Origin of the sequence: Culicoidibacter larvae, from assembly GCF_005771635.1 — a bacterium.
Taxonomy (GTDB): Bacteria; Bacillota_I; Bacilli_A; order Culicoidibacterales; family Culicoidibacteraceae; genus Culicoidibacter; species Culicoidibacter larvae.
Window position 1 is genome coordinate 117582 of sequence record NZ_VBWP01000004.1, and the last position, 21083, is coordinate 138664.

Annotated in this window: 20 protein-coding genes and 1 tRNA gene; 20 read left to right on the forward strand and 1 reads right to left on the reverse strand. The window is 36.8% G+C overall.

The features are described 5' to 3' along the window. Nucleotides 1-97 precede the first annotated feature (97 nt). A complete protein-coding gene (locus tag FEZ08_RS05975) occupies nucleotides 98-379 on the forward strand; it encodes a hypothetical protein (protein WP_138190802.1) in 282 nt (93 codons plus the stop codon). Between the two features lie 27 nt (nucleotides 380-406). Here FEZ08_RS05975 and FEZ08_RS05980 read toward each other — a convergent pair whose 3' ends face one another. After that, nucleotides 407-1234, reverse strand: a complete 828-nt coding sequence (locus tag FEZ08_RS05980) for a Cof-type HAD-IIB family hydrolase (RefSeq protein ID WP_138190803.1) — start codon at nucleotides 1232-1234, stop codon at nucleotides 407-409. Between the two features lie 171 nt (nucleotides 1235-1405). On the opposite strand from FEZ08_RS05980, the gene FEZ08_RS05985 reads away from it, so the two are divergent. The 19 genes from FEZ08_RS05985 (at nucleotide 1406) to FEZ08_RS06075 (ending at nucleotide 20976) form a co-directional block, all read left to right on the forward strand. Continuing rightward, complete coding sequence (locus FEZ08_RS05985) at nucleotides 1406-2164, forward strand: CPBP family intramembrane glutamic endopeptidase (protein ID WP_171014961.1); 759 nt, start codon at nucleotides 1406-1408, stop codon at nucleotides 2162-2164. Between the two features lie 15 nt (nucleotides 2165-2179). Beyond that, a complete protein-coding gene (locus FEZ08_RS05990) occupies nucleotides 2180-2836 on the forward strand; it encodes a YIP1 family protein (protein ID WP_138190805.1) in 657 nt (218 codons plus the stop codon). 15 nt (nucleotides 2837-2851) lie between these two features. Then, nucleotides 2852-3763: an efflux RND transporter periplasmic adaptor subunit gene (locus FEZ08_RS05995; protein WP_138190806.1), complete on the forward strand. Its 912-nt coding sequence runs from the start codon at nucleotides 2852-2854 to the stop codon at nucleotides 3761-3763. Continuing rightward, nucleotides 3760-4500 (forward strand): ABC transporter ATP-binding protein, encoded by a 741-nt coding sequence (locus FEZ08_RS06000; protein ID WP_138190807.1) that lies wholly within the window; start codon nucleotides 3760-3762, stop codon nucleotides 4498-4500. Before FEZ08_RS05995 ends, FEZ08_RS06000 begins: the two co-directional genes overlap by 4 nt. Then, nucleotides 4497-5711 (forward strand): ABC transporter permease, encoded by a 1215-nt coding sequence (locus tag FEZ08_RS06005; protein WP_138190808.1) that lies wholly within the window; start codon nucleotides 4497-4499, stop codon nucleotides 5709-5711. Before FEZ08_RS06000 ends, FEZ08_RS06005 begins: the two co-directional genes overlap by 4 nt. Before the next feature lie 108 nt (nucleotides 5712-5819). Next, a complete protein-coding gene (locus FEZ08_RS06010) occupies nucleotides 5820-6416 on the forward strand; it encodes a hypothetical protein (protein WP_138190809.1) in 597 nt (198 codons plus the stop codon). A 97-nt stretch (nucleotides 6417-6513) separates the two neighbouring features. Next, nucleotides 6514-7359, forward strand: a complete 846-nt coding sequence (cdaA, locus tag FEZ08_RS06015; protein WP_138190810.1) for a diadenylate cyclase CdaA — start codon at nucleotides 6514-6516, stop codon at nucleotides 7357-7359. Next, a complete protein-coding gene (locus FEZ08_RS06020; RefSeq protein WP_138190811.1) occupies nucleotides 7352-8839 on the forward strand; it encodes a CdaR family protein in 1488 nt (495 codons plus the stop codon). Before cdaA ends, FEZ08_RS06020 begins: the two co-directional genes overlap by 8 nt. Before the next feature lie 72 nt (nucleotides 8840-8911). Beyond that, a complete protein-coding gene (glmM, locus tag FEZ08_RS06025; protein WP_138190812.1) occupies nucleotides 8912-10258 on the forward strand; it encodes a phosphoglucosamine mutase in 1347 nt (448 codons plus the stop codon). Between the two features lie 105 nt (nucleotides 10259-10363). Next, nucleotides 10364-10450 (forward strand) — tRNA-Leu (locus tag FEZ08_RS06030). A gap of 191 nt (nucleotides 10451-10641) precedes the next feature. Beyond that, the gene (locus tag FEZ08_RS06035; protein ID WP_138190813.1) at nucleotides 10642-11112 is read left to right on the forward strand and encodes a hypothetical protein; all 471 of its coding nucleotides are present in this window, start codon (nucleotides 10642-10644) and stop codon (nucleotides 11110-11112) included. Between the two features lie 213 nt (nucleotides 11113-11325). Next, nucleotides 11326-12558 carry an arginine deiminase gene (gene arcA / locus FEZ08_RS06040; protein ID WP_138190814.1) on the forward strand — a complete coding sequence of 411 codons (1233 nt, stop codon included), beginning with the start codon at nucleotides 11326-11328 and terminating at the stop codon, nucleotides 12556-12558. A gap of 62 nt (nucleotides 12559-12620) precedes the next feature. Then, nucleotides 12621-13613, forward strand: coding sequence for an ornithine carbamoyltransferase (gene argF, locus FEZ08_RS06045; RefSeq protein WP_138190815.1), 993 nt, complete (start codon nucleotides 12621-12623; stop codon nucleotides 13611-13613). Nucleotides 13614-13639: 26 nt separating this feature from the next. After that, a complete protein-coding gene (locus tag FEZ08_RS06050) occupies nucleotides 13640-14992 on the forward strand; it encodes a M20 family metallopeptidase (protein WP_138190816.1) in 1353 nt (450 codons plus the stop codon). A gap of 28 nt (nucleotides 14993-15020) precedes the next feature. After that, the gene (locus tag FEZ08_RS06055) at nucleotides 15021-16793 is read left to right on the forward strand and encodes a YfcC family protein (RefSeq protein ID WP_138190817.1); all 1773 of its coding nucleotides are present in this window, start codon (nucleotides 15021-15023) and stop codon (nucleotides 16791-16793) included. A gap of 21 nt (nucleotides 16794-16814) precedes the next feature. Then, nucleotides 16815-17750, forward strand: a complete 936-nt coding sequence (gene arcC / locus FEZ08_RS06060; RefSeq protein WP_138190818.1) for a carbamate kinase — start codon at nucleotides 16815-16817, stop codon at nucleotides 17748-17750. A 106-nt stretch (nucleotides 17751-17856) separates the two neighbouring features. After that, entirely contained in the window at nucleotides 17857-19131 is a 1275-nt protein-coding gene (gene yfmF, locus FEZ08_RS06065; protein ID WP_138190819.1) for an EF-P 5-aminopentanol modification-associated protein YfmF, read from the forward strand. Continuing rightward, nucleotides 19131-20408 carry an EF-P 5-aminopentanol modification-associated protein YfmH gene (gene yfmH, locus FEZ08_RS06070; RefSeq protein WP_138190820.1) on the forward strand — a complete coding sequence of 426 codons (1278 nt, stop codon included), beginning with the start codon at nucleotides 19131-19133 and terminating at the stop codon, nucleotides 20406-20408. Before yfmF ends, yfmH begins: the two co-directional genes overlap by 1 nt. Before the next feature lie 178 nt (nucleotides 20409-20586). After that, on the forward strand, nucleotides 20587-20976 hold the full coding sequence (locus FEZ08_RS06075) for a single-stranded DNA-binding protein (RefSeq protein WP_138190821.1): 390 nt from the start codon (nucleotides 20587-20589) through the stop codon (nucleotides 20974-20976). Nucleotides 20977-21083: the final 107 nt, after the last annotated feature.

The window sequence follows — 21083 nt, forward strand, 5'->3', positions numbered from 1 at the left end:
CGAAAGCGTAAGTAAAAGTTATCCCATTGTTATCTGATTCGATTTTTAAATACTGTCACTGCCTGTATACTGGAGTAGTAAAAGGAGTGAAGTAAAAATGAAAAAAATCATTTTAATTATGAGTAGCCTGGTTGTACTGGCGATTGTTGGTTTTATTGGCTACCCATGGTTTGATAAAGAATATGGTAAGCATTGTGAGCCATATGTGGAGGGGCGCATTAGCGACTTGAAACAGAATGGCGAAATGCTTTATTTCAAAGTTGATGATGAAATATATTTTGCCACCAAAGATGATCTTGTTAAACAAGTTAAGGCAAATGATGGTAACTCATTAAAGTTACAATATATAAAAGAAACCGGTGAAATTTGTAATATATAAAAAAACTTCCCCACGTGGGGAAGTTTTTTATAAATTCAACAGTTTGGCAAGGTGAACACCAACACCAGAATCAGCATTGCTGAATTCTGTTACTTCGTTGGCAATTGATTTTACATATTCATGTGCATTTTGCATTGCCACACCAATGTTCGCATATTCAAGCATTTCAACATCGTTCATTTGATCGCCGAAGGCAATAATACGATCAGGTGCAATGCCATATTCTTTAGCCAATACTTCTAGCCCTGCGGCTTTGTTCGTGCGGGTAGAGTAAGCTTCAATCCAGAAGCTTACCAGGCCGGCAGTACCGCGGAAAGTAATTTCCGGTAAACCTAAGCTATTTAGAACTGCTAAAGTTTCCTCACCATCAGCATTTTCAGTAAACATGTACATAGTAGGAACCTGTTCTAAAAGTGTATTGCCGAATTGTTCAACGACTTCATACCGGGCACCGGTATTACCAGGCATTTGATTTTCTAAAAAGTAAATCATTGATTTATCGTTTTTATCCAAGTAAGCTTTATTCGGTGTTTCTAACATAGTCAGTAAAACTTTTTCCTTAACATATGGATGTTCAAGCACCGCCTGAACGCTTTTAGCTTCCATATGATTAATAATTTGCGAATTGCCATTTCGGTCATTGATGATTGCACCATTAAGTGACAGACACGGAAGACTAAGGCCTAAGTCATTGTATACATATTCCGTTGAATAAAACTGGCGGCCGGTAGCAATGGTAACTTGATGACCTTGTTCTTGAGCTTTAATCAAATATTCCTTCGTTAACGGGGCAATTTCATTTTCGCTTGCGAGTGCCGTCCCATCAAGATCGACAACAATTAAACGTTGTTGCATATATATCCCTCCAAATTTCTATTAGTGTCATTATAACATAAAAACAAGTAACTAATGGCACTTTTTCAGTTTTTGGGAAAGTTTAAATATGCTTTTGCCTTGAGCAAAAGCATATTGACATTTTTTAACAAATACCGTATTATACATGTAATACAGTTAGGAGATGGATGTATGAAGTTTACTGTTAGAGAAACGATTGCATTGGTAAGTGCAGTGCTATGTTATTTTGTATTGCCAATAATTGTTGCGGTACCAGTGATGATGATTGGGATGATGCAGGGCGGAGCAATTGATCCTACTGAGCTTGCAATGCCTGCATGGACACTTAATGCGATAATGATTGTTTCATTTGCTTTTTTAATTGTTTTAGCAATTGTTTTATTGATTGTTTATCGCCGCTTTTTAATTGATGAATGGAAAAAAGTTATTGCTAAGCCACTTCGATTTGTTCTTATTAGTATAATTGGTATTATCGTTTTTGTTGGTTTCCAATATATAATCGGCTTTTTTATTCCCGAAAGTGGAGCTAATCAACAATTGATTGAAGATATTAATCAACAAATGCCATGGCTGATGGGTATTCAAGCTGTTATTTTAGCGCCATTTGTGGAAGAGATGATTTTTAGAAAGGTCTTGTATATGCATTTAAAAGGGAAAGGACAACTTTCTATTGATGCTTTTAAGACTAAAACTACTGCTAAAGGCGGAGCATTGATTCGGGTTATTGCCTTGATGATAAGTTCATCATTATTGTTTGGACTGATGCATTTTGGTTTTGGAACAGATCCATGGTTTATGATTATTCCATACTTCACAATGGGATTATTATTGGTAATTAGTTATGAAGTATCACAGATGTTTTATGTACCAGTTATTATTCACTTCGCTAACAATTTATTATCAGTGTTAATGATGCTATTTTTACATTAAGAGGGAGGAATATATATGAGTTTATTATGGACATTACTTTCAAGTCCGGCAAAAGCTTTTCAGCAAATTGGTGCAGAGAAGAAAACGAAGGGGTTTTTAGCAATTTTGCTTGCTTGGGTTCTTGTTGCAGCACTTGGCATGGTGACGGTACCGGCAGTTGTTGCTGAGAGTATGACTTTGGTTGAAAACCAGGTGCAAGGGATGGATATGAGTTCACTCATGCCGATGATGGTTGTAACAACAATTATTTTTGCTCTTATTGGTATGGTGCTTGGCATTTTCTTACTTGCTTGTTTGTATTTGTTTTTGGCTTTTATTTTCCGCGATCGTGTCGAGGGAACGGCAATTACTTTCAAAAAGGCTTTACAACTTGCTTTTATTGTTAATCTACCGGCACAATTAGGTGCAGCGCTATATTCAATAGTAATTTACTCAATTGCTATTCCCGGTTTACCACAAGTTATTTTGCAATATCTAAATCCATTCTATCTGATTACGTTTATTTGGTTGTTCTTTGCTGCTAAATATACGATGAAGTTAACTCAGGCAAAAGCATTGATTGTAGTTGCAATAGCAGTTGCGATTCACTTTGCCTTTGCAGGTTATCAAATATACTCTACTGTTAATTATACCGTACCAACGGTTGAACAGAGTATCAATATTAATATTTAAGGAGCGATTACTACTATGAAATCAAAAGGAATAATTATCGGAGTAGTTGCAATTGCATTTATTGCTTTTGCAGGAATTATTGCATATTTTGCAATGCAAGGCGGTGTGGCAACTTCAGGGGTGCCAACAGTTGCAACGACTACTGTAGTAAAACAGACTAACGGAATTACTGTAAGTGGAACCGTTGAATCAAAAGAAACTTATTCGTTATACAATCCCGGAACCAAAGGGGATGTTGTTAAAGCATTAGTCGGTGTTGGTGACATTGTTTCCAAAGATGACAAGTTAATTGAATTTGATTATGGTTATTTATATGCTGAAGAAGATGGACGTATTCTGGATATTAATTTAGATGCTTCAAGCAGCAGTGCCTTGACAGCGACAACAACGGCTACGCCAAGTGCTATGGTAACAATGGGCAGCAAAGAATATGTTATTCTTGCCGATGTAACAGAATATGATTTAGCAAATATTCCGGATAGCCCAAAGGTGAGTTATGTTGTACGTAACAATGATCTTGATAAAAAATATGCTGCACACCTTGATCGTTTGCCACAAATGCCACAAACACCAAGCGCGGCATCAGCAACTGCAAGCTCACAAATTACTAACTATACATTAAAAGTATTTTTGGATGATCAACCAGAAAACATTTTACGTGATGGATATCATGTTAATGTATCAATAACCGGGGAAAACAGCGAAAGCTTAACTTTAGCTTCTAGTGCAGTTATCAATCAAGATGGAGTACTAAGTGTTTTTGTTGTAAAAGATACTAATGGTGTAAAAACATTGGAGAAGAGAACTATTGAAGCGACTTTAAAAGAGAGTAATTATATTATTACCAGTGGTCTTGATGGCAACGAAGTGATTGTAAATAATCCAGCTGCTGACCTGACTGAGGGAATGGAAGTGAATGTACAATGATAGACCTTATCAATGTGGTAAAAGACTTTAAAAATGGAGACGTCTCGGTTCGAGCGCTTCAAGAAATAAACTTACACATCGATCAAGGCGAATTTGTTGCAATCATGGGTCCATCCGGTTCTGGTAAATCAACATTGATGAATATATTAGGTTTACTTGATATTGTCAGTGAAGGTGAATATATATTAAATGATAATAACATCAAAAAGATGAGCGAGGCACAATTTGCTATTCTTCGGAATAAGGAAATCGGCTTTGTCTTCCAATCATTTAACTTATTACCAAAATTAACTGCTTTCAGAAATGTAGAATTACCATTGGTATATTCTGGATTAAGCAAAAAAGAACGGCGCGAACGAGTGATTGCTGCCTTGGAACGAGTAGGTTTAGCTGATCGTATGGATCATAAACCAAATCAACTATCGGGTGGGCAATCGCAAAGGGTTGCGATTGCCCGGGCCTTGGTAACTAATCCTAGTTTTTTACTTGGTGATGAGCCAACCGGTGCGCTGGATTCTAAGACCGGCGAAATGATTATGGACTTGTTCTGTCAATTACATGAAGAAGGCAGAACGGTCATCTTAGTTACTCATGATGAACATGTGGCAAGTTATGCTGACCGGGTTATTCGGATTCTTGATGGTAAGATATTGAGTGATGAGTTGAACTTGAAGGTTGATACTCGCTCATTGTCAGATGATTCACGCAGCATGATTGAGGAGGAGGTGCGGATATGAGCATAATTGAAAATATACGCATGGCCTTGATTTCGTTGCGTGATAACAAGATGCGAACTTTTTTGACAATGATAAGTATTATCATTGGTTTGGCGTCAGTTATCGCAATTGTATCCATTGGACGCGGTGCCAGTGACAATATCACTAACTCAGTATTGAGCAGCGTGGGAACCGGGTTAAGCATTCAGTATTCTACGAATGATGATAGTAATTCTGCAATGTTTAGTATTGGTCAAAATGAAGATAAGCCATTTACTAGTCGTGAATTACATTTATTGGAGCAAGTTCCTGGAGTTGCCAGTGTTATTCCGAAAAATACTGAATTTGTTAATTTGAATTATTTGGATAAGAACCAGTCAGTTATTATGGAATCATTAGATTCTCAAATGGAGTTTGATCAGACTGAAAATATTATTTTAAGTGGTCGTGGTTTTACTGATACTGAATTCGAACAGGCACAATCAAATATTTTGATTAGTGATGGATTGGCTAAGGCGTTGTTTACTAATAGTAATGATGCAGTTGGTCAAAGTGTTGTTTTGAAAAATCGTTTATATACAATTATCGGGACATATGGCAGCAGTGGTGGCAACATGTTCTCGATGTTCGGTGATAAAACCATGTACTTACCGTTTTCATCATGGGAATTATATAGCGGTGAAGAGCAAATTGGCCAGGTAACAGTTATTCCTGCTGAAGGAGCTGATGTTGCTGTATTAGGACAAAATATTGAGCAGACCTTAAATAGTAATAAAGTTGTCAGTGGCGACTATAAAGTGCAAAACCTTGAGAAAATCGGTGAGCAAGTGTCAAATGTATTTTCAATTATGACGACATTTATCGCTTTTATTGCCGGCATTTCGCTATTTGTTGGTGGCCTTGGGGTAACTAATATTATGTATGTTTCAGTTGTTGAGCGAACTCATGAAATTGGGTTACGGAAGGCCTTGGGGGCAACGCCTTCAAGAATTCTTTCGCAGTTTTTGATTGAAGCAATGATTATTACTACTTTAGGTGGCATTATTGGCATTATTTTTGGCTTATTGATTTCCTACATTGCCAGTATATTTGTTGGCTTTGCGGCAGTCTTGAGTCCGGATATAATTATTATCGGTACTTTATTCTCAATGCTTATCGGTGCCGTTTTTGGAACCTTCCCGGCAAGGAAGGCATCAAAAATGCAACCTATTGATGCATTACGTAGTTTATAGAAAAAAAGATGTTCATTTGAACATCTTTTTTATATACTTATTTTGCATTTACTAGGGGTGGATTCTGTGTTATGATATATAAGAATATAGAATCCAGAGGTGAAATTTGTGCCGGACGCATTACGTATTATCTTAAATAATCAACTATATGTAGCAATTATTGCAATTGCTTTATTTGTTGTTGGTACAGTTATTTTAATCTTATTGCGTCAAAAGCCGAAACCGCAAAACGAGACTGCATTCGAAACTGCTGAGTTTGATTCATCAGCACAAACGGCATCAATTGATTTGCCAGAATTATCTGATTTTGAAGAAACTGCTGAGTTTCCAGAATCAGTTGTTCTGCCAAGTGATGTTGGTGATGTTTCAGAGACTGAACCTGGTTTTGCCAAGGAACAAATTATACCAGCTCCGATTGCAGCGGTTAATAACGCAGCGGCTATTGATGTACGTGAATCGTTAAAAGATTACGATGTATATGCAGCATCGGCTGCACACGGGACTAAAACACCGGAATATCTTTATTCATTTGGCAATATTTGCCGGACTATTATTCAGCGTTTTTACCATGTTAAACGCTGGTCTGGGAACGAATTGCATTATGATCAAGTAATTCGCCGGGTTGAAGATGTCAACACACGAATTGAATCCTTAAATAAACAATTTGAACCTGATACATACAATGACGTTAGAAACAATTTTTAAGTAAAATGAGGTATTGTTTTCAATATCTTATTTTGTTTTGTTGTTTTTTTATTCTATGGTATACTGACAAAGTCTTTAAAAAAGGGAGTGAAAGTTAATGGATATCATACAACAGATTCTCAATTTCTTTACACAATTATTAAGTGAGTTGAATTATGTTGAATTAATCCGTTCGATTATTGAAATTGGTCTTTTATGGTTGATTATCTACGGACTTGTTCGCGTAGTACGTTTAAATGTGCGGATGATTCAAATTTTAAAAGGTATCGTAATAATTGTCGTTTTACAATTTTTGAGTCAATGGCTCGGCTTTACGACAATCAGCTGGGTTTTAGGCCAATTTATTAATTGGGGATTCCTATTTATTATTATTATCTTCCAGCCGGAAATCCGAAGTGGCCTCGAACATTTAGGACGACGCAGTACTTTTATTCGCCGGCAATTAACTTTGGATGAACGTGAAATGATTATTCGCGAGCTTTCAAATGCGGTGGAATATTTATCAAAACGCCATATTGGTGCTTTGATTACCATAGAGCGTAATGTTGCAATGAATGACTTTGTCTCTCAGGCAATTAAAGTTCAATCGCAATTATCAGCACAATTATTAACGACGATATTTACTCCCAATACTCCATTACACGATGGTGCAGTAATTATTCAGGGAACGCAAATTGCTTGTGCCGGAGCATTATTCCCGACAACTACTCAGGATAATTTACCGCCAGATTTAGGTACTCGGCACCGGGCCGCACTTGGAATCAGTGAAATTACAGACAGTATGACATTAGTTGTTTCAGAAGAAACCGGACTTATTTCGATTGCTGTTGGTGGAGAACTTATTCGTGGCTTACAAAAAGAAGATTTAGTAGAAATTTTAAAAGATGGACTTAATATTATCGCCTCAGAAGAAGTCGATGGAGGAGGTGGATTAAGTGAGTAATAATGATCTTAATCAAAAATATCCTACCGGTGAAGGGCAAAACGAGGAGCAGAATCCTGCAACTAATCCTTCAAAGGCTAAAAAAGTGAAAAAAGAAAAACAGAAAAAACAAGTACGTGAAAAAGCTACAAAAGTAAAAACTAAAGCAAAGGCAGCCAATAAGCGCACTGTTGATGGCTACCGTAAACGGATGAGTCAACGATTCTTCGCAATTTTGCGTTCAATCAGCGATAAGTTTGAACAATTATTTATTAATAATAAGTTTGCAGTTATCATTTCTTTAGTTGCTGCTCTGGTATTATTCTTTACAGCTAATCAATTTGGTTACCTGGGAATATTCAACAAATCTGGTGAGATAATTACTGATATACCGGTTACTCAAAACTACGACAAAGAAAACTATGTGGTTGAAGGGCTGCCGGATTATGCAGATATGACATTAATAGGGGATGATTCAGTCATTTCGATGACTAAATCACTTCATGAATATGATGTTTATGTAAACCTGGAAGGTCTTACTCCAGGGGAACATACAGTTGACTTGCAAGTTAAGAATATTAATGCTAATTTAACTGCTCAATTAAATCCGGCAAGGGTTAAGGTTACAATAATGCCTAAGGTTTCAGCAACCTTCCCGATAAGTTCGCAGATTATTAATGAGCAAAATCTTGAATCCGGTAAAACACTTGATAATGTTGTATTAGCTCAAAATGATATAACCTTACGCGGGGCCCAAAAAGATTTAGATACGATTGCATATGTAAAAGCTATGGTCGATGCTAATGATGTAAATGCATCAGTAGAAGAAAACCAAAGTAAAGAGATCGATGGCCGTGCCAAGATTGTTGCCTTTGATGCAAACGGTAATGCGATTACTAGCGTAGTTGCAACACCTACAAGCGTTGACTATACCGCAACATTGGCTTCAGTACCAACAAAATATGTGGATGTGAAGGTGGTCTTTACCGGAACACCTGCAGATGGTAAAGCTATTGAATCATATGAACTTGATAAGCAATCAGTAACTGTCGTCGGCAGCGACCGGGAAGCATTGAATAAACTTCAATTTGTTGAAGTAGAAGTCGATGTTACTGGCTATAGCGATACAGTAACTATTCCAGCTAATATTACCTTACCGCAAATTAATGGTATTTCACGGGTTGTTCCGCAATCAGTATCAGTTACAGTTAAGTTCGGCGCTGCTGAAACTAAAACTTTCCAAGGAGTGAATATTAATTATTCAGGAATTGGTGACGGACTTTCAGCAACTGCAACCAGTAACATAAAAGTTGATATTACCGTAACTGGAACAAAGGAAACTTTAGCAGGAATTACGGCCGATGACTTCAATGTTTCAATTGACTTAAGCAATTTGAGTGCTGGTGTTCATACTGTACCATTAAAGGTAAGCGGTCCTTCAATTGTGCAATATACATATTCACCAAAACAAATTGAGGTTAATATTGTATCTTCGCAATAATTAAAAATTATTTGAGCTATCAGTCATATAAAAATAACTGATAGCTCTTGTTACTAATAGGAGTGATTTTCGATGGGAAAATATTTTGGAACAGATGGCGTACGTGGTATTGCCAATGGTTACTTAACTGCTGATTTAGCATTGAAATTAGGGCAAGCATTTGGATATATCTTGTTTACCCAAAATAAGCGTACTGAAAAACCAACCGTAGTTATTGGTAAAGACACACGTATCTCTGGTGATATGCTAGAGAATGCTTTGGTTGCCGGGTTTTTGAGTACCGGAGTAGATGTTGTATTGCTTGGAGTAACAAGTACACCGGCAGTTGCATATCTAACTAGAACATTAAATGCTGCAGCCGGAGCAATGATTTCAGCATCACACAATCCGTTTATTGATAATGGTATTAAATTTTTTGGTGCGGATGGCTTTAAAATTGCTGATAATATTGAAGCAACAATTGAGCAATATATTGATGGTACATTGGATATGCCAGTGCGTCCATTCCCTGAGCAATTAGGAGTTACCTTAGACAATCAACAAGGCAGCCAAAAATATCTTAAATATTTAACTCAAACTGTTGACTCAAATTTTGATGGTTTGCATGTAGCTTTGGATTGTGCCAACGGCTCAACAAGTAATTTAGCAGCTAAATTATTTTCAATGCTTGATGCTAAGGTTTCTGTTATGGGAAATCAACCTAATGGAATTAACATTAATGATAAAGTTGGTTCAACTCATCCTGAACATTTAGCACAGTTTGTTTTAGACACTCAGGCTGATATTGGATTGGCATTTGATGGTGATGGTGATCGCCTGATTGTTGTAGATGAAAAAGGAAATGTCCGTGATGGAGATTATATTTTATATATCTGTGGAAAATATTTGAACAATGAAGGTCGCCTTATCAACCACACAATTGTTTCAACGGTAATGGCAAATTTAGGATATTATCGTACGCTCGAAGCTCAAGGGCTTTCAAGCGTACAAACTGATGTTGGTGACCGACATGTTGCGCAAGCGATGATTCAAGGCGGTTATAATCTTGGCGGTGAACAATCAGGGCATATTATTTTCTTAGAACACTCAACAACCGGCGATGGCTTATTGACTGCTATTCAATTGGTACAAATTCTTAAAAAGACTGGTGTGTCTATTTCTGAATTAGCTGATGAAATGCAAAAATTTCCGCAATTACTTAAAAACTTACACGTTGAAGATAAGGAGAAGGTTATGAATAACCGCACCCTTAATCTGGCAATTAATGAAGTTGAAAAAGTAATGAACGGAAATGGTCGGGTATTAGTGCGACCAAGTGGAACTGAGCCACTAATTCGAATTATGGTTGAGGCTGAAAATGATGCTTTATGCGAAAAATATGTTGAATATTTAAGTGAAGCAATTAAAACAATTAAGTAATATGCAAAGCGGTGCAAAAAGCACCGCTTTTTTTAAAAAAACTGATGACAGAGCAATAAAATAATGGTATACTAAATAAGTACTCAATTTGAGTATTTTTTATATGCCGGTGTGGCGGAACTGGTAGACGCGCGGGATTCAAAATCCCGTTCCTTCACCGGAGTGTCGGTTCGAGCCCGACCACCGGTACCATATAAAAAAAACGAGCCTTGTTTACAAGGCTTTTTTTATTTTCAGAAACCCGAAGTGGCCCGTTGAACCACTTTGGGTTTTTACTTTTTCACAAAAACCGATAATTGTGGTATTTGCAAGAAAGGGTTTACATTTGTGAAAAATATTGATATCATTATAGTATAAAATATAGCTTGACTGGAGTGTTTTCCATGGAGCGTAATGTGCGTGAGCGTCTGTTTTCAGGGCTCCATCACGATTTACATCGAGCTGAAATAGACGCATTACACTTACCCGAATTTACTCGTAATTCAATAAAAATTGCCGTAATACTTGTTAATAAAGTAGTACCTGTTGATGGGTATACCAATTTTTATAGAAATATTGAGTCAAGAAATATTGATTACTTTTACTCTGCAACCAAGGAATCCAATGGCTTGAAGAAGCTTCTGAATTGGAATATAAACAGGATCGGTGCAGATACAAAATATTATAACGTTTCATATAATGAAACATTGTCTGAAGTGCCGGTTTTACTTAGAGAACTGGGACTTTTTCTGTTTATGTTTTATCACCGGTCGGTAAATTGGTTAGATGGGTTTAAATCTTGTTTAGGGATGAACAAGGAAGATATAAATTTTAAAAATGGTAATAGGATAATTGAGTGCGATAATACCTCATAATTATGAATTTGTCTACTGATATGTTTTATTAATTGACACAATTTATTTTATTAGTATATCAATGTCGCAATTTAATTTTATATGATACGATTAATGAGTATTTAGACGTATTGTATTGTTATTTTGAAATATTTCAGGAGGTGGTTTTGGAAGTGATTTTGATCAGGGATTAGACATCCAAGAAAAAATATTATTTTATAGGAGGTTTTCTTAATGAAACCGATTCACGTATTTTCAGAAATTGGGAAACTGAAAAAAGTATTATTGCACAGACCAGGAGAAGAAGTTGAAAACTTAACTCCGGATTTATTAGAACGTCTATTATTTGATGATATTCCGTATCTAAAGATTGCTCAGGAAGAGCATGATGCTTTTGCAAAAATTCTTCAAGATAATGGGGTAGAAGTTGTTTATATTGAAAAGTTAACTGCTGAAACTCTTGATCTCTCTGATGATATTAAAAATAATTTTATAGATGAATTTCTTTTTGAATCAAAAATTCATAGTGACAATATGAAAAAAAGTTTAAAAGAATATCTTCTTTCTATGGATACTCAAGCAATGGTTAATAAAATGATTGCTGGTATTCGTAAAACTGAGTTGGCTGGCTATAAGCGGACAACATTAGTTGATGTTGTTAATGATTTCTATCCATTTATCACTGAACCAATGCCAAACATTCTTTTTACTCGTGATACATTTGCTTCGATTGGGAATGGTGTTTCATTTAACCATATGTATACAAATGTTCGTCAACGAGAAACTTTATTCTGTGATTATGTTTTCAAATATCATCCAGATTTTAAAGATGGCAATGTACCACATTGGTATGATCGCGATGAAGATACTTATATTGAAGGTGGAGATCAACTTGTTTTAAACAAAGAAACGCTTGCAATCGGTATTTCTGAACGGACAGAGTCTGCTGCAATCGAAAAATTAGCGAGAAAAGTATTTGCTCATCCAGAAAATACTTTTAAAACAATTCTTGCTTTTGATTTGCCTCACCAACGTTCATTTATGCACTTAGATACAGTATTTACTCAGATTGACCATGATAAATTTACTATTCATGCTGGTATTGAAGGACCTTTACGTATTTTTAAAATTACTTCTGATCCATCATCTGAGTATGGTTTAAAAATTACTGTTGAAAGCAAAGATGTTCAAACCGTGTTATCTGAAACATTAGGACGTCAAATTGAATTGATTCGTTGTGGAAACGGCGATATCATCGATGGCGGACGCGAACAATGGAACGATGGTGCTAATACATTAGCAATTGCTCCAAATGAAATTATTGTTTATTCAAGAAACCATGTTACTAATGAATTATTAGCTAATAAAGGTGTTAAGTTGCACATTATGCCTTCTAGTGAGTTATCAAGAGGGCGCGGTGGACCACGTTGTATGTCTATGCCATTAGTTCGTGAAGATCTTGAATAGAATTGCCTCGGCAATTCTATTCAACAAAATTTTATCTTTTAAAAATGAGGAGAGACTTGACTATGTTTAATTTAAGACACAAAAGCTTTTTACGTTTAACAGACTTTACACCTAAAGAAATCCGTTATTTACTGGATTTATCTCGTGATTTAAAACGAGCTAAATATGCCGGAACTGAAGTTCAACGCTTGAAAGGCAAAAATATTGTTATCATTTTTGAAAAAGATTCAACTCGTACGCGTTGTTCATTTGAAGTTGGCGCGTATGACCAGGGTGCAAATGTAACATATTTAGGCCCTAGTGGTTCACAATTCGGTAAAAAAGAATCTGTTGCTGATACAGCTCGGGTTTTAGGACGAATTTATGATGGTATTGAATTCCGCGGATTTAGCCAAGAGGCAGTTGAGGATTTAGCAAAATATTCCGGCGTTCCGGTATGGAATGGGTTAACTGATCTTGCGCATCCAACGCAAATTTTAGCTGACTTTTTAACTATTGAGGAACATTTAGGACGTTTAAAAGGTGTTAAATTTGCTTTCTTAGGTGATGGTCGCAATAATATGGCGAACTCTTTAATGGAGGGGGCTGCTTTAATGGGACTTGATTTCCGAATCATTGCACCAAAAGAATTGCACCCTGACCCTGAGTTAGTCAAAGAGTGTGAAGCAATTGCTAAAGAAAATGAAGCAAAAATTATGATTACTGATGATGTTGATAAAGGTATGGAAGGTGTTGAAGTTGTTTATACTGACGTTTGGGTATCTATGGGAGAACCGGATGAAGTATGGGAACAACGGATTAAAATGTTGAAACCATATCAAGTAAATAAAGAATTAATGGCAAAAGGTGCTGAAAAAGTATTGTTCATGCACTGTTTACCAGCATTCCATGACCGATTTACTGAAGTAGGAGAAAAAATTTATGAAACCTACGGATTGGATGGAGTAGAGGTAACCGACGAAGTATTTGAAAGTAAAAACAGTATTGTTTTTGACGAAGCCGAAAACCGTCTCCATACTATTAAAGCAGTTATGGTTGCAACTTTAGGAGATTAATTATAGTGAAAGGCGGAGGAATTGTTATGAAAACATTCTGTAATCAAGAACATCAAGATCAAGCGGTTGAAGCAATAAAATCCCTTGTGGCAATACCGTCGGTTTGCAATGAAGATGCAAATGATGGAACTCCATTCGGAGCTGATATTCAGCACGCTTTAGAGCATTCGCTGGAATTATGTAAGCAACTTGGTCTGGAAACGTATATTGATCCTGAGGGTTATTATGGGTATGCTGATTATGGCGAAGGCGAAGAAATGGTTGGTGTAATTGGACATGTAGATGTTGTGCCGGCTGGTGATTTGCGGCTATGGAATAGCGGCCCATTTGAACCAGTAGTTAAGGATGGCAAATTGTATGGACGTGGTTCACAAGATGATAAAGGTCCTACTATTGCTGCTTTGTATGCTTTGAAAGCAGTCATTGACTCTGGTGCGGTATTCAATCGAAAAATACGATTCATTTTTGCAACTGATGAAGAAACGCTTTGGCGTGGAATGGCTCAGTATACTAAAAAAGAACGTATTCCTGAACTTGGGTTTGTTCCTGATTCAGAATTTCCTTTAGTATTTGGTGAGAAAGGTTTGTTGCAGCTCCATATAAACGGTACTGGCAGCAACACACTAAATCTTTCATGTGGTGATGCATTTAATGTTGTTCCAGGTGGTGCTGTCTATGAAGGAAGTCGTGCTTCAGAATTAAAATCTGCATTAGATGAATTAAAATTTGAAGCAAAAATAGATGGTCAAAAAGTAGAGGTATCTGGGAAATCAGTGCATGCGTCATTAGCTGACCAAGGAATTAATGCAATTGTTCGTCTGGCCATGGGATTGCTTAAAATTGGTGAAGATCATCCGATGCTGCATTTCTTAGCAGAGGCAGTGGGGTTAGATGGTTATGGTAAAAATATCTTCAATGGGGTACTTGAAGATGATGTTTCAGGTAAAATGACCGTGAATGCAGGGATGTTAAATATTGATACAAATAGCAGTCAGCTTTCAGTTGATATTCGAATCCCGGTAAAAATTAGTAAAGATGATGTGGTTGCTCAAATAACAACAGTTGCAAAAGAATATGGTTTGACGTATGAAGAGTTTGATTATGTTGCTTCAAGCTATGTTTCTTTGGATGCTGAACCATCAATAACTTTATTAAATGTCTATCAAGACTTAACTGGTGATACAAAAAATAAACCGATAACATCCGGGGGAGCGACATTAGCGCGTACAATGCCGAATTTTGTTGCTTTCGGAATGGTATTTCCTGGTGAGTCAAAAACAGAACACCAAGCAAATGAATTCATGGTAATTAAAGATATGGCAAAAGCGATGGAGATTTATGCCCATGCAATTTACCGACTTTGCTGCAATCAAAAGTAACTGTTTTTATCCATAGGAGGAGTTTACTATGAACGAGGACAAAAAGAAAAAGAGATTTAAAATGCCCACTTCCTATACGGTATTGTTTCTAATTATTATTGTATTAGCAATATTAACCTGGATTATTCCAGCTGGTAGATATGATACTGTAGGAAACTGGACAAGTGAAATCCCGGTAAGTTTAAAAGCCGGGGATGTACTAAAGTTAAAATTTGAGCCTACCGGCGGTGACACTTCTTCGCAAGAAGTGACATTGACCGTAGGTGATACTGATCCGGTTACTTCCGGAGAAATTACTATTAATCCGGTAGCGGTTGATGATACAGAAATTTCTGGTGATGCGGCACCTGGTGATAGTGTAAGTATTACCTGGCCTGACAATAGCAATAGTGTAGCTATTTCAGAAGATACCGGAGATTATATTGGTGGTACTTATCATTCAACTGAACAAAGTCCACAAGGGTTCTGGGAAGTTGCTATGGCACCAATTAATGGTATGTTAGGTACTGATTCAACCGGTGGAGCTATTGAAGTATCGCTCTTTGTGTTGATTATTGGTGGATTCTTAGGTGTCGTTACTAAAACTGGAGCAATTGATGCAGGAATCGGTGCGGTTGTAAAAGCCAATAAAGGACGGGAAAAACTATTGATTCCAATCCTGATGGCAATATTTGCTTTAGGTGGAACCACATATGGTATGGCTGAGGAAACAATGGCGTTTTATCCATTGTTAATCCCGGTAATGATTGCCGCTGGCTTTGATACGATGACCGCCGTCTCGATTATATTAATCGGTGCCGGCGTCGGGGTGCTTGGTTCAACGGTTAACCCGTTTGCAACTGGGGTGGCCTCACAAGCGGTTGGTCTATCACCTGGTGATGGTATTATATGGCGTTTGCTAATTCTTGCGCTTTCATTAGGAGTAGGTATTTGGTTTGTGTATCGGTATGCTTCAAAAGTTGAAAAAGACCCTAGCAAATCAATGGTTGCTGAGAACTGGGAAGATGATAAAAAACATTTTGCCTTAAGTGAAGAGGCTGGTAACGGATTGAGCGGCAAACAGAAATGGGTGCTGATTATATTCGGGGTGACCTTTGTCATAATGATCGCCTCACTGGTACCATGGGATATGATTATTCCGGGATTTGACTTCTTTATTAATGTTAATGACTGGATTCATTCAATTCCAATTATTGGTAACTTGGTTGGGCAAGATTCATTACCGCTTGGTTCTTGGTACTTCCGTGAAATCACGATGCTATTCTTAGTAATGGCAATTGTTATTGGTTTTGTTTCACGTCAAAAAGAAACTGTATTCATTGATTCATTCATCGATGGTGCGCGTGATTTATTAGGTGTTGCATTTATCATTGGTTTGGCACGTGGTATTCAAGTTATTATGAACGATGGTCAAATGACTGCAACTGTGTTGTATTGGGGTTCACAAGCCTTGCAAGGCTTGCCGGCAGCGGCATTCGGGGTACTAACATATGTATTCTATATACCAATGTCATTCTTAATTCCATCAACTTCAGGTTTAGCGAGTGCGACGATGACCATTATGGGTCCACTGGGAACCTTTGTAGGTGTTGATCCTTCGGTAGTAATTACTGCCTTCCAGTCAGCCAGTGGTATTGTTAACCTGATTACACCGACTAGTGCGGTTGTAATGGGGGCACTGGCAATTGGTCGAATTGAGTATGGTAAGTGGTTGAAATTTACTTGGCCACTGCTCGTAATTCTTTTCGTTATCAGTGCTGTAGTTATTGCTGCTGCATCGATATTCTCAGGAGTTATTTAAAAATACATGGAGGTTTAGACTATGAAGATTGTAGTTGCTTTAGGCGGTAACGCACTTGAAGATGGTGCGGCACCAACAGCAGAAAATCAATTAAATGTTATTCGGGAAACGGTCGTTCATGTTGCCAATCTCATTGAAGCTGGGCATGAAGTTATTATTGCTCATGGCAATGGCCCGCAGGTGGGACGGATTCTTATCCAAAACCACGCTGGTCGTGAACTGACTCCGGAATTACCATTGGATGTTGCAGATGCAATGAGTCAAGGGTTAATTGGTTATCACATTCAACAGGCATTGGATTATGAATTAAAAAAACGTAAAATGCCTAAACCAGTGGTATCATTAATTACCCAAATCGTTGTTGATAAAAACGATGCCGGCTTTACTAATCCAACAAAGCCGATTGGTCCATTCTATAGTGAAGCCGAAGCGAAAGCTTTGGCGAGTGAACAAGGAATGACGGTGAAAGAAGATTCAGGACGTGGTTGGCGTCAGGTTGTTGCTTCACCAATTCCACAGAAAATTGTTGAACTTGAAAGTATAAAAACTTTAGTTAATAATGGTGTTGTGGTTATTGCGTGTGGTGGCGGCGGAGTTCCGGTTATTGAAAATGATAACGGTATGTTTGAAGGCCGTCCGGCTGTTATTGATAAAGATTTTGCCAGCGAAAAGCTAGCGGAAGATTTAAATGCTGATATGTTAATTGTGTTAACAGCAGTTGATCAAGTTGCTATTAATTTTAATAAACCAAATCAGGAAAACTTAAGTCATTTATCAATTACAGAAGCACAAAAATATGTTGACGAAGGTCAATTTGCACCTGGCAGCATGTTACCAAAAGTGCAGGCTTGTATGAAGTTTGCGGCAAGCAAAGCTGGCCGCAAAGCCTTAATTACTTCGCTTGAAAAAGCAAAAGAAGCAATTGAGGGGCATAATGGTACGGTTATTGAAGCGTAAATATTTAGAAAAGTCCAAGTATTCAGTACTTGGGCTTTTTTGCGTTTCTCGCTTTCCCCAAGGTAAATTGTGATATAATGACTTTGTACTGAAGGGAGTCGTCAGAATGATAGTAAACAAACAAGAATGGCAAGGTTTAAATATTAATACAATTCAAACTGAAAAATTTAAAACACTAACATTTATTGTCCAATTTAAAAATAAGTTGAAAGCTGATTCAGTTGCAGCCCGTAGCCTGGCAACAATTTTGCTAAAAAAGGCAACCAAAAAATATCCGAGCAATAAGGCATTGCAAAAATATTTGGATACTCTTTATGGTGCGCGACTGACCAGCTCAATTAGCCGCAAAGGGGATTTGCATCAGACTGCAATTCAATTGACAGTATTAAATCCGGCATATGTTGCGGATGAAAGCTATACAATTGAATCAATTATCCAGTTTTTATATGAGGTTATTTATCAACCAGCAGAAGAAAATGGTGGATTTTTAAATGATGAGTTCACAGTTGAAAAACGGAATCTTGAGGAAACAATCAAGGCCACATATAATGATAAAATTCAATATAGTTTGCAACGCTTAAATGATATTATGTGTGCTGATGAACCATATATCGTGCGCGCATATGGAGTGCTAGAGGATTATGGAAAATTGACTGCCGCAAATGTTTTTCAGTATTATAAAAAAATGCTAGCGGAAGATGAAATTAAAATTTCAATAATTGGGGATCTTGCGGAATTACCGATTGAATCTATGTTTAAGACTATTTTTCCGGTGCAAGAAAATCATAAGGAAAAAATCCAGATGGAATTCTTTCCGAAGATTATTTCCGAAGTGAAAGCTGAAATTGAACATCAGGATATTACTCAGAGTAAACTGAACATCGGATTACGAACAAATATATTTACCAATAGTTCAATGTACTTTGCGATGAAAGTTGCTATTGGTATTTTAGGTGGCTTTCCACACTCAAAACTATTTACTAATGTTCGTGAAAAAGCTTCATTGGCATACTATGCGAGCAGTTATTATGATGGATCTAATGGTATGGCAATTATTTATGCTGGAATTGAGGCGCAAAATTTAACCAAGGCTGATGCAATTATTCGGGAACAAATTACAGATATGTTGAATGGAACATTTAGTGATGAAGATTTAAGCATGACCAAACGTTCAATGATTAATGATTTGCGTGAAGCCGCTGATTCTGTTGGCGGTATGAGCACATTGGTAGATGCTATTGAGAGTCTTCCAGCTATTTATTCATTGGAAGACTGGTTGGCAGCATTTGACCGGGTTACCCGCGCCGATGTAGTCAGCGCAATGCAACATGTACAAATTGATACCACATATATTTTAACATCAGAAGGTGAGGTGCAGTAATGGAGCGATTAGAATACACGCAATTAAAAGAAACGGTTTATTTTAAGAAGTTGAGCAATGGCTTACGGGTATATTTAATACCTAAGCCTGAATTTAATAAAACTTTTGCTACTTTTACCACTGCTTACGGAGCGATAAACTCTCAGTTTACGCCTCGTAACGGGGAACACGAGGTTACTGTTCCGCACGGTGTAGCACATTTTCTGGAACATAAAATGTTTGAACAAGTAGATGGTGATGTCTTTTTAGAGTTTAGTCAACGAGGAGCCAGTGCCAATGCTTATACTTCACTAGACGAGACCTGTTATTTATTCTCGGCAACAGATGCTGTTTATGAGAATATTGAAACATTATTAAACTTTGTTCAGGATCCATATTTTACTGATGAAAATGTTGAAAAAGAAAAAGGTATTATTGAGCAAGAAATAAAAATGTATGCTGATAATCCTTCATCAGTTTCTTACCAGAAAATGATGAAGTTGCTTTTCCCTAATCATCCGGCGGGCATAGATGTTGCCGGCAGTGTAGAGTCGGTTCACGCAATTACAAAGGAAGATTTATATACATGTTATAATACATTCTATCATCCAAGTAATATGATATTAGTTGTTGCCGGAAATTTTGAGTTAGAAACAATGATGGCAACTATCGAGAAAAATCAGAATGATAAGGTATTTGATGAAAATCAGACTATTGTTCAACATACAGTTTTTGATACGTCTGAGATTGTGGAACGAATTGAGCGGATAAAAATGGATGTTGCAATGTCAAAAGTGCGGGCAGCAATCAAAATTACTAAGGATATTCAAGATCCTATTGCAAGATTAAAGCAAGATTTTGCACTTCAATTTCTCTGTGAACTTGCCTTCAGCAACACTAGTGATGCATATGAGCGCATGATGGCTGATGAGGTAATTAATAATAGTTTTGGAACGCTTGTTAATTATACAGAACAATACGGTTATATTCTTTTTGCTGGCGATACTAATAAGGTTGATGATTTTATTAGTGAGTTAAAGCGAACTTTTATTGATCGTTCATATATACAAGCTGAACAATTGGAACAAATTAAGAAGCGAATGACTGGTGAGTTTTTAATGGCATTGAATTCTTTAGAGTTTGTTGCCAATGATTATGCTGAATATGCTTTTATGGGAGTTTCTTTATTCGAATTGCCGGATATTATTCGAGATATTACTATCAGTGATGTTATTGAGGCTCATAAAACATTTTTTGCTAATGCTCAGCTGGCTATTTCAGTTATTGAACCAAAGTAATTAGTTTTATTGCGTAATTTCGAGTCGTTTTATCGTCTTTCAAGCGATTTTTTTCATAAAATTCACACAATAGTTAATTAAATTAAATATTTTTCTTTAATATAACTAAAACATTAATTTTAAATTGTAAACAATGTGAAAAAGTGGTATTATTTCCGTAGAAGGAGATGAGAAAAATATGATTAATAATGTTGTAATTATTGGTCGGATCGCAAATGATCCTGAGTTAAAAGAAACAACGACTGGGAAGATGGTGACGAATGTTACTTTAGCTGTTTCTAGAAGTTTTAAAAATATTAAGGGAGAGTATGAGACAGATTTTGTGACATGCACACTTTGGTCTGGTATTGCAAAGTCAACGGTTGAGCATTGTGAGAAAGGCCATTTGGTAGGCGTTAAAGGGCGATTGCAAACCCGTAATTATGAAGACAAAGAAGGAAAACGAATTTATGTAACTGAGGTAATTGCAGAAAGAGTTACATTTTTGAATGCCAGTCGTAATGAGATTAGTTATCAAAATGAACTTGATAATGAAATTGATGATCATTTAACAGTTGCGGATAAATAAACATGAAAAAAACGACGAATCGAAATTCGTCGTTTTTTTGTCGCTTTTATTACTGCAATGTATTGGTATAATTGACTAAAAGCGGTTTTGACCAAAAAAATGGTTTG

What these genes read in the sequence shown, in the direction of transcription:
- FEZ08_RS05975 (WP_138190802.1), top strand. Translation starts at nt 98, where the DNA reads ATGAAAAAAATCATTTTAATTATGAGTAGCCTGGTTGTACTGGCGATT.
- FEZ08_RS05980 (WP_138190803.1), bottom strand. Translation starts at nt 1,234, where the DNA reads ATGCAACAACGTTTAATTGTTGTCGATCTTGATGGGACGGCACTCGCA.
- FEZ08_RS05985 (WP_171014961.1), top strand. Translation starts at nt 1,406, where the DNA reads ATGAAGTTTACTGTTAGAGAAACGATTGCATTGGTAAGTGCAGTGCTA.
- FEZ08_RS05990 (WP_138190805.1), top strand. Translation starts at nt 2,180, where the DNA reads ATGAGTTTATTATGGACATTACTTTCAAGTCCGGCAAAAGCTTTTCAG.
- FEZ08_RS05995 (WP_138190806.1), top strand. Translation starts at nt 2,852, where the DNA reads ATGAAATCAAAAGGAATAATTATCGGAGTAGTTGCAATTGCATTTATT.
- FEZ08_RS06000 (WP_138190807.1), top strand. Translation starts at nt 3,760, where the DNA reads ATGATAGACCTTATCAATGTGGTAAAAGACTTTAAAAATGGAGACGTC.
- FEZ08_RS06005 (WP_138190808.1), top strand. Translation starts at nt 4,497, where the DNA reads ATGAGCATAATTGAAAATATACGCATGGCCTTGATTTCGTTGCGTGAT.
- cdaA (WP_138190810.1), top strand. Translation starts at nt 6,514, where the DNA reads ATGGATATCATACAACAGATTCTCAATTTCTTTACACAATTATTAAGT.
- glmM (WP_138190812.1), top strand. Translation starts at nt 8,912, where the DNA reads ATGGGAAAATATTTTGGAACAGATGGCGTACGTGGTATTGCCAATGGT.
- FEZ08_RS06035 (WP_138190813.1), top strand. Translation starts at nt 10,642, where the DNA reads ATGGAGCGTAATGTGCGTGAGCGTCTGTTTTCAGGGCTCCATCACGAT.
- arcA (WP_138190814.1), top strand. Translation starts at nt 11,326, where the DNA reads ATGAAACCGATTCACGTATTTTCAGAAATTGGGAAACTGAAAAAAGTA.
- argF (WP_138190815.1), top strand. Translation starts at nt 12,621, where the DNA reads ATGTTTAATTTAAGACACAAAAGCTTTTTACGTTTAACAGACTTTACA.
- FEZ08_RS06050 (WP_138190816.1), top strand. Translation starts at nt 13,640, where the DNA reads ATGAAAACATTCTGTAATCAAGAACATCAAGATCAAGCGGTTGAAGCA.
- FEZ08_RS06055 (WP_138190817.1), top strand. Translation starts at nt 15,021, where the DNA reads ATGAACGAGGACAAAAAGAAAAAGAGATTTAAAATGCCCACTTCCTAT.
- arcC (WP_138190818.1), top strand. Translation starts at nt 16,815, where the DNA reads ATGAAGATTGTAGTTGCTTTAGGCGGTAACGCACTTGAAGATGGTGCG.
- yfmF (WP_138190819.1), top strand. Translation starts at nt 17,857, where the DNA reads ATGATAGTAAACAAACAAGAATGGCAAGGTTTAAATATTAATACAATT.
- yfmH (WP_138190820.1), top strand. Translation starts at nt 19,131, where the DNA reads ATGGAGCGATTAGAATACACGCAATTAAAAGAAACGGTTTATTTTAAG.
- FEZ08_RS06075 (WP_138190821.1), top strand. Translation starts at nt 20,587, where the DNA reads ATGATTAATAATGTTGTAATTATTGGTCGGATCGCAAATGATCCTGAG.